General features: G+C 63.2%; 11 protein-coding genes. 7 read left to right on the top strand and 4 right to left on the bottom strand.

Annotated features, from left to right (window positions below; genetic code table 11):
• Positions 1–12 precede the first annotated feature (12 nt).
• The 4 genes from LAC81_RS31545 to LAC81_RS31530 all read right to left on the bottom strand — a co-directional run bounded on the left by LAC81_RS31545 (position 13) and on the right by LAC81_RS31530 (position 4,641).
• On the bottom strand, positions 13–1,782 hold the full coding sequence (locus LAC81_RS31545; RefSeq protein WP_223728588.1) for a hypothetical protein: 1,770 nt from the start codon (positions 1,780–1,782) through the stop codon (positions 13–15).
• A 219-nt stretch (positions 1,783–2,001) separates the two neighbouring features.
• On the bottom strand, positions 2,002–2,277 hold the full coding sequence (locus LAC81_RS31540) for a hypothetical protein (RefSeq protein WP_223728587.1): 276 nt from the start codon (positions 2,275–2,277) through the stop codon (positions 2,002–2,004).
• 302 nt (positions 2,278–2,579) lie between these two features.
• Positions 2,580–3,611 (bottom strand): HAD family hydrolase, encoded by a 1,032-nt coding sequence (locus tag LAC81_RS31535; protein WP_419195909.1) that lies wholly within the window; start codon positions 3,609–3,611, stop codon positions 2,580–2,582.
• 58 nt (positions 3,612–3,669) lie between these two features.
• Positions 3,670–4,641, bottom strand: coding sequence for a formylglycine-generating enzyme family protein (locus LAC81_RS31530; protein ID WP_223728585.1), 972 nt, complete (start codon positions 4,639–4,641; stop codon positions 3,670–3,672).
• A 259-nt stretch (positions 4,642–4,900) separates the two neighbouring features.
• Between LAC81_RS31530 and LAC81_RS31525 the strand changes: the two genes are divergently transcribed.
• From LAC81_RS31525 to LAC81_RS31495, 7 genes are all read left to right on the top strand, one after another.
• The gene (locus LAC81_RS31525; protein ID WP_223728584.1) at positions 4,901–5,872 is read left to right on the top strand and encodes an AAA family ATPase; all 972 of its coding nucleotides are present in this window, start codon (positions 4,901–4,903) and stop codon (positions 5,870–5,872) included.
• A 16-nt stretch (positions 5,873–5,888) separates the two neighbouring features.
• A complete protein-coding gene (locus tag LAC81_RS31520) occupies positions 5,889–6,884 on the top strand; it encodes a DUF58 domain-containing protein (protein ID WP_223728583.1) in 996 nt (331 codons plus the stop codon).
• Positions 6,885–6,886: 2 nt separating this feature from the next.
• Positions 6,887–7,414, top strand: coding sequence for a DUF4381 domain-containing protein (locus tag LAC81_RS31515; protein ID WP_223728582.1), 528 nt, complete (start codon positions 6,887–6,889; stop codon positions 7,412–7,414).
• Complete coding sequence (locus LAC81_RS31510; protein ID WP_223728581.1) at positions 7,401–8,405, top strand: vWA domain-containing protein; 1,005 nt, start codon at positions 7,401–7,403, stop codon at positions 8,403–8,405. The genes LAC81_RS31515 and LAC81_RS31510 overlap by 14 nt, the downstream gene beginning before the upstream one ends.
• On the top strand, positions 8,402–9,976 hold the full coding sequence (locus LAC81_RS31505; protein WP_223728580.1) for a VWA domain-containing protein: 1,575 nt from the start codon (positions 8,402–8,404) through the stop codon (positions 9,974–9,976). Before LAC81_RS31510 ends, LAC81_RS31505 begins: the two co-directional genes overlap by 4 nt.
• Positions 9,973–11,340: a BatD family protein gene (locus tag LAC81_RS31500; protein WP_223728579.1), complete on the top strand. Its 1,368-nt coding sequence runs from the start codon at positions 9,973–9,975 to the stop codon at positions 11,338–11,340. The genes LAC81_RS31505 and LAC81_RS31500 overlap by 4 nt, the downstream gene beginning before the upstream one ends.
• A 155-nt stretch (positions 11,341–11,495) precedes the next feature.
• Positions 11,496–13,139: an arylsulfatase gene (locus LAC81_RS31495; protein WP_223728578.1), complete on the top strand. Its 1,644-nt coding sequence runs from the start codon at positions 11,496–11,498 to the stop codon at positions 13,137–13,139.
• The last annotated feature ends 1 nt before the right edge of the window (position 13,140 follow it).

The raw sequence follows: 13,140 nt of genomic DNA, 5'->3' as shown, positions 1-13,140 counted from the left end.
CCCCGCCGCCTGTCAGTGCAGGGCGGCGAGGCGAATGCCCGCCTTGCCCAGACCGTCGTCAAGAAGCGCGATCAGGTCCGGCGCGTAACCGCGCGCGGCAAGCTCACTCTCGATCGACCGCGGCTTGCCGCTCTTGCTCCAGCGTAACCCGTCCAGCGCGCTGGTTGCCTCACGTGTCAGGCCGAGCTGGCCGGCAGCCGCCATGCGGAGCAGGTTGACGGCAGTGTCGGCGGGGTTGGCGAGTTCGCGCGCGCGTGTCAGCGCTTCGCGGTACTTGCCGTTCCGGTACTCTTCTAGCGCCAGGGTGAGCGCGGCATCGCGGTGCAGATACTCGCAGCCCATCTCCGCCACCCGCGCCAGGCTCACGCCTTCCGAATATTGCCCGCTGACGAAGAGCAGCAGGCCGAGCCGGGCCGGGATGGCATCATCGAGCGGATTGAGTGCCGCAGCGCGGCGACCGGACAGGAACGCGGCCTCCGTGTCACCGGAAACGAAACGGGCCTGCATCTGGGCGAGATAGCTCTGGCTCGATTGTGGTGCCAGCGCCACGGCTCTGTCCGCAAGCTTCACCGCACGGGCCGCGACCGTTGGCGAGGTGCTCGCCTCACCGGTCGCCACCAGCACCATGGCGAGGCTTGCAAGCACATCGGGATCGGCCGCCTGATAGGTCACCGACTTTTCCAGGCAGGCATGCGCAGACGCCAGGCCTTCCGCGTCGAGCCGCGCCAGCGCAACATCGGCGAGCAGCACGCAGCCGTAGCCGATCGAAGGCGTCACGAGTTGCCGCGCGGCCTCCAGGCTGACGATGACGCCTTCCTCGCCGGCGAGCGATCGGGCGAGCCGCGCCAGCAATCTTTCCTGAACCGTTCGCGCGTCGCCAGTATCGAGCGCCGCCTTCGCGGTGCCCGCTCGGAGCGCCTCGTTGCTTTGGGTATCGACGACCTGCCACGAAACCTGATGCTCGTGAACGTCGGCGCTGTAAGCGACCGAGAGCCGGTACTCCTTGCTCCCCTGCAGCTTCACCGGCGGTGCCGATGCGACCCAGCCGGTAACCGATGCAACATCGACACCCGCGGCCGGCACTTGCGCCAGGGTGCGCACCGCGGAGAACTGCGACAGCGCGTGAACCAGATAGTCGCCCGCCTTCCGCTGTTCTTCGCCGCCGGCTCCACCGGCCGCAGCGACGTCTATGACGATCGTTGGCTTGGCTGAGAGCACCGGTTGCCACGGAAGGCGCTCCACGACGGAGAGATAGAAGGCTCCGGCCATCGCCGCGACGCCTGCGACAGCGGCTGCAATCGGGCCGAACGGACGACGCTTCGGCTGTGCCGCGACGGACGCGACAGCCACCGGCTGTTCCGGCTCGCTCGCCGTCTCCGCGGGAGCCGTTGCGCCTTCCGCAGGGGCCGGCGAGCGGTCGCTCGCCACGAAATGAGGAACGTAGTTGCCTTTGGGGAGCTCGATGCGAACCCCGACCTTCTCGCCGGCGGTCTCGTAATATTGCGTCAGCGCGGCGCGCAGACGCGAGGCTTCGACACGCACGATCGGATCGGTTGCCGGATCGAAAGAGGTCGGCCGGCCGAAAACGTCGATCGCGATGGTATAGGCTTTGACCTGCCCTGAGCGGCCAGCGAAGAATTCATCGACCAGATAGCGCAGGAGTTTCCGATGGCGCTCGGTCGCGTGAAACTGGCTATCGGCAAGAATACGATCAAGTGCAGCACGTGCGTGACATTCGGCGACGACACCAAAAGCTGCTTGACCCGCATTTCTGGCTTCCATGATGCGCTCCCAGCTGCCCACAACCCCAAAGAGAGTGCAAACGCGAGACGAACTCTAGACGAGAGCCGCAGTGGCGAAAAGAAAAATATCGCGCCATCACAAAACATTTTCACGAAGGAAATGAGACATTCCAAAACAGAGCAAGAACCTTTCGAAAATCCCATAGAATTTTCACGGGGTTTGCATGAAATGCATGATCCCAAGAAGGCTATTTGTTAATCACAATGGACTAGGTTCGCGCCCTGAATCGATGATACAGATCGAAATTACCTCTTCTTCGATCTCGCGACAGATCAATTCATACTCCGAGATCATCGAATGATCCAGAGGATCAAGCCTGCGTTGCCGGTCAAGCATCGAACTCGCTTCCTCATAGGCCTCGCAAAGATTGGCAAGTGAGAGGTTCTTGGCGCTCAGGAGTTGCAATTGGCCACGCAAGGCTGGAAGCTTCAGCATAAGCTTCAAAAGTCCGCGCTGTCCGGCTGCGTTGGGCATTGTTTTCTACCCGCCTGATCGACAATCGATGACCGTGCCGCCAACCCCACTGGCTGGCGCGCCATTTTCAAGGACCATTTTCCCGGGACCGTGACGACACATCGGCCCACCAACGCGCTCAACCAAGGCTGGCGGCAGGGACGGACCTCTCCCTCGATGGTTAGCGTGACAACAGACGCTTCGTTTCGGAAGTACGTAACAGTAACTTTGCGCCGACAGCCTTGACGCCGACGCAATAATCGGCGGATTTGCCCCCTCAACCGAGCCCGGCGGCACCGAAGAAGGCGCAGCGCGGCGGTCCCTCACTTCTCGAATGCATAGATCTTGCGCCAGTCCTGTTTCATGTCGACCAGCAGCCAGTTCCTCTGCTCGGCTTCCGTCAGCGCCTTGTCCAGCTTGCCGACCGGCGATTGCCGGTCGTAGGCCCATTCGCGCTCGCCGTCCGTATGGTGCACGATCATGCCGAAGCGCGGGCCGGTGCCAGCCGTCACCCAGCGCAGCATCTCGTAGTCGCCGTCGGAATTGCCGGCCGCAAAGATCGGCCGGCGGCCGATGAAGGTGTTGATCCCGACGGGCTTGCCCGGACCGTCGTCGATGAAGTTGATCTTGGGTTCGCGCGTCAGCACCGGCGTGTCGCCGTCGAGGTCGTATTTCGTCGTAATGCTGCTGCCGACGACCTGTTCGGGCGGAATGCCATACATCTGCTCGGTCATCGGCCGCATGAACTCGATGCCGCCGCCGGAGACGATGTAGGTCTTGAAGCCGTTTGCCCGGAGATAGTCGAGCAATTCACGCATCGGCAGATAGGTGATCTCGTTATAGGGACGCTCGAAGCGCGAGTGCTTGGCGTTCGCAAACCAGTCCTTGACCGTCTTGGTGAACGCATCCGTTGTCATGCCCGCATGGGTCGCCATCACGAGCTCGACGATGCCTTTCTCTCCGGCAGCGGCAACACCCGCCATGTCGCCCTTGAGAAGCGAAGCGACTGGCTCCTTGTCTTTCCATTCCGGATGTTCCGGCGCCATCGCCTTGACGCGATCTATGGCGAACATGCCCTGGAAATAATTCGGCTGCTCCGTCCAGAGCGTGCCGTCATTGTCGAAGACGGCAATGCGTTCCTCCGGCGTCACAAAGTCGGCTCCGTTCTCGCTGGTCACGCGCGCGACGAAATCGACGATGGCCGTCTTCGCCTCGCCATCATTCCACGACGGAAGGTTGTCGGCCGGCGCATCAGCCGCAATCGCAGCAACCGGAGCGGCGAACGCCGTAGAAAGCAGAAACAGGAGGCCGACGAGCCGCGAACGGTACCTGCTCGGCACGAAGTTGGACCGCATCGCTATTGCCGTCATCACGCATCCTCCTTGCGGGAACGAATCGAAGTCTCTGGCAGGATCAGGGCCGCCGAACACACCGAAAACCGATATGGGTAGTCGCCGCGTTTTCCTCATGCGGATGGCGCGCCGCCGGCCGATACCGTCGGCAATAGTTGGGCGCGCACAGATGCGAGCCGCCCTTCACCACCCGACGGGCGATGTGGATCGTCGGTTGTCTCGGATCGAAGCTTGCTTCCCTCTCGCCGCCGCGCGGATTGGAGGGGATACAGCAGCTCTTTTGCGCCGGTGCCGGATGCTTGGTCGACCAGAAGTCGCTCGTCCATTCCCAGACATTGCCAATCATGTCGTAGAGGCCGTAGCTGTTCGGCGGGAAACTTGCGACGGGCGAGGTCCGTTCGAAGCCGTCGGGCCTCAGATTTTCCGTCGGGAACAGGCCGTGCCAAGTGTTCGCCATGAAGCGGCCCTCGGGCACCAGTTCGTTACCCCAGGCAAATTCCGCGCCTTCGAGCCCGCCTTTCGCGGCGAACTCCCACTCCGCTTCCGTCGGTAAATCCTTGCCCGCCCATGCCGCATAGGCCTTGGCATCGAGATAGGAGACCTGGACGACGGGATGATCGAGCTTGCCGCGGATGTTGCTCTGCCGCCCATAGGGCCGGCGCCAATCGGCACCGAACTTGAAGTTCCACCATTGCGACGGGCTATTGCCGTTAATCCGCTTCGGCGGATCGAAGATCACCGAGCCAGCGCGCATCATCTCCGGCAAGGCGCCCGGATAATCCTTGGGGTCCGGTATCTTCTCGGCCTCGGTAACGTAGCCGGTGGCCTCGACGAAGGCGGCAAACTGGCGGTTGGTCACCGGCGCAACGTCGATCCAGAAACCGTCGACCTTCACCGGATGCGCCGGCGCCTCTTCCGGGTAGTGCTTGTCCGAGCCCATGACGAAGGTGCCGCCTTCGATCCAGATTGGCTCTCGCGCGCTAATCGCTGCCGGCGTTTCGTTGAGAGGCGGTATCTTCTGCGACACTTGCATGCGGCTTCCATCTCCCGGAGGTGGCAGGTTCAACCACCAAGCCGATCCAAGCTAGCGCCATTCCTCTCCGGCCCAAAGTACGTAACCGTTACGATGGCAAACAAGACCTCCATGGCCTCGATGAAAAATCGCCCAAATGTGGTCCTCGCGAGGTCTTCGTTACTGTTACGTTCTTTCCAATTGACCTGATTTAACAATAAGCTCTGCCGAAATTTCATGATGACTGATGCTGCCGGAGAGGCAGAGGGAGCAGGAATTCATGGGTGCACGCGACGATATCGAGCAGCTTGGCAAGCGTATCGGCGAAGCGATCATCGGCCAGGAGGGCATGATCGAGCGGTTGCTGCTGGGCTTGCTCAGCAACGGACATTTGCTCGTCGAGGGCTTGCCGGGGCTCGCGAAGACCCGTGCGATCAAGAGCATGGCGAAGAACCTCGACGCGGAGCTGTCGCGCATCCAGTTCACGCCCGACCTCCTGCCCGCCGACATCACCGGGTCGGAGATCTATTTTTCCGATGGCGGCAAGGGCGAGTTTCGCTTTCAGGAGGGGCCCATCTTCGCCAATCTCATCCTGGCGGACGAGGTCAACCGTGCGCCGGCCAAGGTGCAATCGGCTCTGCTCGAAGCGATGGAGGAACGTCAGGTCACCATCGGCGGCAAGAGCCACACGCTGCCGGACCTGTTCCTGGTGATGGCCACGCAGAACCCGATCGAGCAGGAAGGCACCTATCCGCTGCCCGAGGCGCAACTCGACCGCTTCCTCATGCACATCCAGGTGGACTACCCGGACGCCGCCTCGGAGGCCGACATCATGCGGTTGGTGCGCTCCGAGGAAATCCACGCGAAAACCAACAATCACGCGACGGAAAAACTCGCACAGGATGCGGTGTTTTCCGCACGCCAGGAGATTTCGGCGATCACCGTTTCGGAGGCGATCGAAAATTACATCGTCGCGCTCGTCATGGCGACCCGCTATCCCGACAAGGTCGACAAGGACCTCGCCAAATGGCTGCAGGTCGGCGTCAGCCCGCGCGGCGTCATCGGCCTCGACAAGGTTGCGAGGGCGCATGCCTGGCTGAACGGCCGCGATTTCGTGACCCCCGACGATGTGCAGGCCACCGTGCACGACGTCTTTCGCCACCGGCTGGTGCTTTCCTACGAAGCCCATGCCGGCGGCACCACCGCCAACCAGGTGATCGACCGCATCGTCGAACTCGTCGCGGTCGCCTGAGGATGGAGGTTCGCCGATGGCTATATCCCTGCCGGCTCTCGCCCGTTCCCGCGGCGTCGTAAAAACCCGCCAGGTCGATGCGACCGGCGTCTACACGTCGGTCGACACGCTCGTCGGGCTCGAGGCCATGGCCCGGGACCTCACCTTCCTGCGCAAGGCCCCGGTACGGCGCCTGCTTGCCGGGCGACATGAATCGCGCATGCGCGGCCGCGGCCTCTCGTTCGAGGAGTTGCGTAACTATCTCCCCGGTGACGACATCCGTGCGATCGACTGGCGGGTGACGGCGCGCACCGGCAAGCCCGTCGTGCGCGTCTATGACGAAGAGAAGGACCGGCCGGCCCTGATCCTCGTCGACCAGCGCATCAACATGTTCTTCGGCAGCCGCCGCGCGATGAAATCGGTCGCCGCCGCGGAGGTCGCGGCGCTTTCGGCCTGGCGCGTGCTGGCGCTCGGCGATCGTGTCGGCGGCTTCGTCTTCGGCGACGAAGAGGTCACCGAGGTGCGCCCTTACCGCAGCCGCGAGGCGGTCATCCGCCTTGCCGACAGCATCGTTCGCCACAACACCGCACTCCAGGCGGGTTCGCAGGCGCCACATGGCGCAGAGCAGCTCGACGTCGTGCTTGCCACCGTCGCCAACATCGCTCGGCATGATCACCTGATCATCGTCATCAGCGATTTCGACGGATATAGCCTCGAAACCCGAGACATGCTGTTGAAGCTCTCGGCCCACAACGATGTGATCTCGGTCCTCATCTACGATCCCTTCCTGCTCGAACTGCCGCGCAAGGGCGACATCGTCTTCAGTGGCGGCCTGCTTCAGGCCGAGGTGCAGTTCGGCCACGGCAATGTCCGCGACGCGATCGACAGCTTTGCCAGAAAGCGCGGCCGGGCACTGCGCTCCTGGCAGGAGGAACTCGGGCTGCCGATGCTACCGATTTCGGCCGCCGAAGAGATCGCGCCGCAATTGCGCACCATGCTCGGGCAACTCGCCAGCCGGCAACGGAGGCGATAGCGATGGCGACGGCCGCCCCTCCAAAAGACCCGTTGCTCGAGGCAACCCTTCGGCAGCTTGCGGACATCGCCATGCCCGCGCCCGTATCGAGGATGCCGCAGACCTGGGCCTGGGCGGCGCTCGCCGGCTTCATACTCCTGCTGATCGCATTTGCATGCTGGCGCTGGTACCAGCGCTGGGAAGCCAACGGTTACCGTCGTCAAGCGCTCACCGACCTCAAGGCAATAGAAGGACGGCTCGCCGCGTCCGCAACTCGCGGCGAAGCACTCGTCGCCCTGCCCATCCTCCTGAAGCGCACTGCCCTGGTGCTCTGGCCGCGCGAAACGATTGCCGGGCTCCACGGCACGGGCTGGACCGGTTTCCTCGATGCCCATTCCGGTGGCCCTGTGTTTCCGATCGCCTCGGCGCGCTTCTTCGAGGAAGCGGAGTATCGCGGCAGCCAGGCGCTTTGCGCCGTGCCTGAGCCGGAAGCACGGACCTATGCCGCCGCGGCACGTCACTGGATCGAGGCGCATCATGTACGTGCTTGACCACGCCTGGGCGCTGATCCTCCTGCCTCTGCCCTTTCTCGTCTGGTGGCTGCTTCCGCCCTACCGCGAACAATCGGCCGCCGTCAGAATACCCTTCTTCAAGGACATCACGGCGGCCGCCAATCTCGGACCGACAGAGGGATCCGTCGTCCCGAGGACCAATCTCGGCCAGAAGGCGATTGCACCGATTTGCTGGGCGCTCATCGTGCTGGCGCTGGCGCGGCCACAATATGTCGAGCCGCCGATCGAAAAGACCGAGCCGCAACGCGACCTGATGCTGGCGATCGACCTTTCGCAATCGATGGACACGCGGGATTTTCGCGATCCTGCCGGCAATCTGCAGACCCGCGCCGAGGCCGTTCATAAAGTGGTCGCCGATTTCATCGATCGGCGACCCAATGATCGCCTCGGCCTGATTGCCTTCGGCGATGCACCCTATCCGCTGGTGCCGTTCACGCTCGACCACAAGACCGTAAAACTGATGCTCGCCGACAGCCTGCCCGGCATGGCTGGCCCGCGCACCGCCGTCGGCGACGCGATCGGTCTCGCGATCAAGATGTTCGATGCCAGCACCGCGCCGGACAAAGTGATGATTCTGCTCACCGACGGCAATGACACCGCCAGCAAGATGCCGCCCGACAAGGCCGCCGGCATCGCCGCCGATCGGGATGTGGTGATCCACACGGTCGGGATCGGTGACCCCAATGCGGAAGGCGAACAGAAGCTCGATACGACAACCCTCCAGGGCATCGCCGAGACGACGAAGGGCCGCTACTTCTTCGGACAAGATCAGGCTGGCCTAAAGAACATCTATGAACTGCTCGATCAACTGACACCGGCGAACCAGAAAACACTCTCCTGGCGGCCGCGCATCGAACTGTTCCACTACCCGCTTGGCGCGGCACTCCTGCTCGTCCTCGCCTACCACGCCACCATGTGGCTGCTCTCTTCGCTGGCCGAACGCCGCCGGCGGCAGGAGGCAGCGACATGATCGCGGACTTCCACTTCCTCAGACCGCTCTGGCTGCTGGCGCTTCTCGCCGTCCCGCTGCTTGTCTATCTCGTCAGCCGGCGGGGCGATGTCCGCTTGCAATGGCAGGGCGTGATCGCTCCCCACCTGCTCGATCACCTGCTGATCGAGAAGGGCGGCAAGCGGCGCCTGCAGCCCGTGCACATCACGGCGGCGCTGATTGCTGTCGCAGCCATCGCTGCGGCCGGTCCGACATGGCAGCGCGAGCGACCGCCCTTCGTCGAGGACACAGCACCGCTGGCGATCGCCATCGACCTCAACCCGACGATGAACGCGACCGACATTTCGCCGACGCGGCTCGAACGCGCCAAGCTCAAGGTCCAGGATATTCTCAGCCTCAGGAAAGGCTCGCGCACCGCGCTCTTCGCCTATGCCGGCTCGGCCCATATGGTGCTGCCGCTCAGCGACGATGCGGCGCTGGTCAAGACCTATCTCGCGGCACTTTCGCCTCAGATCATGCCGGTCGACGGCAAGGATACGGCAAAGGCCCTGCAGGAGGTCGAGACGGCACTGGCCAATGAAACCGTCCCCGGTACGATCCTGTTCATGACCGACGGGGTCGAGCGTTCGGCCTTTCAGGTATTCAGCCGGTACAAGGGTCGAAACGCCCTCATGGTGCTCGGCATCGGCACGGCTGAAGGCGGTCCGGTGAAGACTGCCGACGGCGGCTTCCTGACCGACGCAACCGGCAGTCATGTTCGTTCCAAGCTCGATGTCGACAGCCTGAAGGCGCTGCAGTCCGCATCCGAGGCCGAGGTCGCGACCGTCACGCCTGACGATTCCGACGTGCGCTGGATCGTCAGGCGCATCCAGACTAATTTTGCCGCCAAGACCGCCGAGGGGCTGACCCGTTGGCATGATGCCGGCTGGTGGCTCACGATCCCGATCGCCGTCTTTGGGCTGTTCTGGTTCCGCCGCGGCTGGACCGTGCGCTGGGCCGTCTATCTGCTCGCCGCCACCCTTATGCTGATGAGCAATGACCGGGCGCAGGCCGCCGACAACCGCTTCCTCGACCTCTGGCTGACACCTGACCAGCAGGGCCGGCGCGCGTTCGAACAGGGCGACTTCCCAGGCGCCGCCGAGAAATTCGCCGATCCTTCCTGGCGCGGCGCGGCGCTCTACCGTGCCGGCCGTTTCGAGGACGCGATCGACGCCTTTGCCGAAACCGATACGGCCGAGAGCTACTACAATCAAGGCAACGCCCTCATGCACCTCGGCAAGCCGGAAGAGGCGATAGCGGTCTACGAGCAGGCATTGAAACGCCGCCCCGACTGGCCCGACGCGGAAAAGAACCTGGCCGCTGCGGAAAAATTCAAAGCCGACAAGGACAAGCAGGAGCAGGACGCTGAACAGGAACAGGCAGGCATAGACCCTGACCAGGTCCAGTTCGACGACAAGGGCAAGAAGGGCCAGGACGCCACCGTCCAAGGCGGCGCCCAGACCGCCGACATGTGGATGCGCAACATCCAGGTCTCGCCCGCCGAGTTGCTCGCGCGAAAATTCGCGATCGAGGCGAAGGAAGCAACGCCATGAGCGCTTCGTCCCCAGTGCCTCGGCTGCTGCTCTGGTTGATCGGCCTGACGCTCTGGTTCAATGGCGATGCGTTCGCCGCCAACCCCTTTGCCCGCGCGACGCTTGCGACCGAGGGTACGATCTATGCCGGGCAGCAGATAGAAATCGACATCGACGTTTTCGTGCCCAACTACTTTCTGACGCCGCCGCAGTTTCCGCTGTTCGACCTTCGCGGCGCAGTGGTCACCATGCCGGACGATCGCGGGATGAACCTCAATGAAACCGTCGATGGTGAAGCCTTCTCGGGCATCCGCAAGACCTATGTGATCACGCCGCAGGCGGCGGGCACCTACGCCTTGCCGACGATTGTGATCCCGTTCGGCTATGCGGCCGTGCCGGGCCAGACGACGCAGGGCAAGGTGACAGTGCCGCGCCTCAAATTTACCGTGGAAGCGGTTCCGGGGGGCGCCGGTGGAGCGCCGGGCGTGACCGCAGGCGAAATCACCATCAACCAGACATTCGACCGGGACCCGGCCGGCCTGCATGCGGGCGACGCGCTGGTGCGCACGGTCACCACCCGCGCGGCCGGCCTCGCACCGATGATGATCCCCGAGCCCAGCTTGAAGGCGCCACAGGGAGTGCAGGTTTATCGGCACGATCCGGTGCTTTCAGAGGAGCGCACGCCGCGCGGCGAAATCGCCGCGGGACTGCGCAAGGACGTTGCAACCTACGTCTTTGCCGAGCCCGGAACCTTCCCGCTGGCTTCAATCACATTGGAGTGGTTCAACCCTCAATCCGGAAAGACCGAAACCGCCGAGGCCGACGGCGCGCAGGTGGTGGTCGGAGCGGCACCGGCAACGGAGACCGCCATTGCGCCACCTGCGCCGCCGCCGACGAAGGAGCCGTTCGATTGGCTTTGGTGGGCTACCGCCGCGGCATCGGTTCTCGCCCTCGCCACCGCAATCCAGGTCGCCGCCAACCTGTTCGGGCGGCTCGAAACCTGGATCGATGCCGCCTTGACGCGCAATGCACACTCCGAGGATACGGCCTTTCGCCAGGTTCTCTCGGCCTGCCGCGACCAGGACAAGGCGCGTCTGGATACGGCGCTCGATCGCTGGTCGCGCAGGACAGGGAATGTGCCGCTGGAGAAATGGCTCGATCGCTTTGCCGATCAGGAGACGAAGGTCGCCTTCGCCCGGCACCGGCAGAGCCGGTACGGCACTTCGCAATCCCACCACGAGCGACCCGATTTCGCCCGGCTGCAAAGCGGACTGAAGTCGGCGCGGCGACGCTGGCTGGAGGAATTCTCCGGTGACGACGAAGCGGCCGATGAATTGCCCGGCCTCAATCCGGTGTTCGACAGCGCCTTGCGGAAGAGCCGCTGAGGTGTCCGCAAGGCCTCGCGTTACGGCATCCCGGGTGCCTTCGTAACTGTTACGTACTTACCTGTGTGCGCGTTCGCGCGGAGATTGCCTCAGTAAATTCGAAACTTTGCCTCCATTCCGAGAGCGATTTGTTTGCGGCCTCAGGGAGACTTGAAATGAGTATCGATTTGAAGAACAGGCTTGGCCGGCTCGCGGCGTGTGCCGTCGAGCGGTCCATGAAGCCGAAGGCGCTGGCACTTGCCGGGACCGTGCTGATCTCGACCATCACCGCTTCGGCGCCTTCCGCCTTCGCGCAGGACGCCGCCAAGCCGAACATTCTCGTGATCTTCGGCGACGACATCGGCCAGACAAACATCAGCGCCTATTCCTTCGGCGTCATGGGCTACAAGACGCCGAACATCGACCGCATCGCCCGCGACGGCATGATGTTCACCGACTACTACGCCGAAAACAGCTGCACCGCCGGCCGCTCTACCTTCATCACCGGCCAGACCGTGCTGCGCACCGGCATGTCCAAGGTCGGCGTTCCCGGCGCTCCCGTCGGCATCCAGGACCGCGACGTGACCATCGCCCAGGCGCTGAAACCGCTCGGTTACGCCACCGGCCAGTTCGGCAAGAACCATCTGGGCGATCAGGACCGCTTCCTTCCGACGGCGCACGGTTTCGACGAGTTCTTCGGCAACCTCTACCACCTGAACGCCGAGGAAGAGCCCGAGCGGCCCTATTGGCCGAAGGACGATCCGCAGTTCCTGAAGTCCTATGCACCGCGCGGCGTGCTGCATTCCTTTGCCGACGGCAAGGTGGAAGATACCGGTGCCTTGAACACCAAGCGCATGGAGACCATTGACGACGAAACGACCGCCGCTGCAATGGAATTCATCAAGAAGCAGGCGGAGGCGAAAAAGCCCTTCTTCACCTGGATGAACACCACGCGCATGCACATGTTCACCCACATCCGCCCTGAGTATCAAGGCCAGAGCGGGATGCCCGGCAACGACTATGCCGACGGCATGGTCGAACACGACGGCGATGTCGGCAAGCTGCTGAACCTGCTGGACGAACTGAAGATCGCCGACAACACCATCGTCGTCTATACCACTGACAACGGCCCGAACCAGTTCTCGTGGCCGGATGCCGCGACCACTGCGTTCCGCAGCGAAAAGGACAGCAACTGGGAAGGCGCCTTCCGCGTGCCGGCCATGATCCGCTGGCCGGGCAAGATCAAGCCCGGCGTTTCCAATGAGATGGTTTCCGGCCTCGACTGGTTCCCGACCCTGCTGGCCGCCGCCGGCGACAAGGACATCAAGGATCGTCTGCTGAAAGGCGCGGATCTCGGCGGCAAGACCTTCAAGGTTCACCTCGATGGCTACAACCAGCTGCCCTACCTGACGGGAGAGCAACCGAAGGGCGCGCGCAACGAATTCTTCTATTTCAACGACGATGCCAAGCTCGTCGGCATGCGCTTCGACAATTGGAAGTTCGTCTTCTGCGAAATGCGCAAGCCTGGCGGCTTCGCAGTCTGGCAGGACCCGTTCACCTGCCTGCGCGTTCCGAAGATCTTCAATCTGCGCATGGACCCCTATGAACGGGCGGACGTCGTTTCGGACCAGTACAATGACTGGGTCACCAAGAACGCGTACCTCACCGCTCAAGGCGTCATGAAATCGGCGGCCTTCCTCGAAACCTTCATCGAGTACCCGCCGAGCCAGAAGCCGGCGAGCTTCTCGGTCGACCAGATCGAGGAAAGCGTCCACTCCAAGATCGATGAGATCCTGGCGAAATCCCAACCGGCCCAATAAG

This window comes from Ensifer adhaerens (assembly GCF_020035535.1).
Lineage (GTDB): Bacteria > Pseudomonadota > Alphaproteobacteria > Rhizobiales > Rhizobiaceae > Ensifer.
The sequence above is the reverse complement of the archived record's forward strand: the minus strand, read 5'-3'. Positions and strand labels throughout refer to the sequence as shown.

What these genes read in the sequence shown, in the direction of transcription:
- LAC81_RS31545 (WP_223728588.1), bottom strand. Translation starts at nt 1,782, where the DNA reads ATGGAAGCCAGAAATGCGGGTCAAGCAGCTTTTGGTGTCGTCGCCGAA.
- LAC81_RS31540 (WP_223728587.1), bottom strand. Translation starts at nt 2,277, where the DNA reads ATGCCCAACGCAGCCGGACAGCGCGGACTTTTGAAGCTTATGCTGAAG.
- LAC81_RS31535 (WP_419195909.1), bottom strand. Translation starts at nt 3,611, where the DNA reads ATGCGGTCCAACTTCGTGCCGAGCAGGTACCGTTCGCGGCTCGTCGGC.
- LAC81_RS31530 (WP_223728585.1), bottom strand. Translation starts at nt 4,641, where the DNA reads ATGCAAGTGTCGCAGAAGATACCGCCTCTCAACGAAACGCCGGCAGCG.
- LAC81_RS31525 (WP_223728584.1), top strand. Translation starts at nt 4,901, where the DNA reads ATGGGTGCACGCGACGATATCGAGCAGCTTGGCAAGCGTATCGGCGAA.
- LAC81_RS31520 (WP_223728583.1), top strand. Translation starts at nt 5,889, where the DNA reads ATGGCTATATCCCTGCCGGCTCTCGCCCGTTCCCGCGGCGTCGTAAAA.
- LAC81_RS31515 (WP_223728582.1), top strand. Translation starts at nt 6,887, where the DNA reads ATGGCGACGGCCGCCCCTCCAAAAGACCCGTTGCTCGAGGCAACCCTT.
- LAC81_RS31510 (WP_223728581.1), top strand. Translation starts at nt 7,401, where the DNA reads ATGTACGTGCTTGACCACGCCTGGGCGCTGATCCTCCTGCCTCTGCCC.
- LAC81_RS31505 (WP_223728580.1), top strand. Translation starts at nt 8,402, where the DNA reads ATGATCGCGGACTTCCACTTCCTCAGACCGCTCTGGCTGCTGGCGCTT.
- LAC81_RS31500 (WP_223728579.1), top strand. Translation starts at nt 9,973, where the DNA reads ATGAGCGCTTCGTCCCCAGTGCCTCGGCTGCTGCTCTGGTTGATCGGC.
- LAC81_RS31495 (WP_223728578.1), top strand. Translation starts at nt 11,496, where the DNA reads ATGAGTATCGATTTGAAGAACAGGCTTGGCCGGCTCGCGGCGTGTGCC.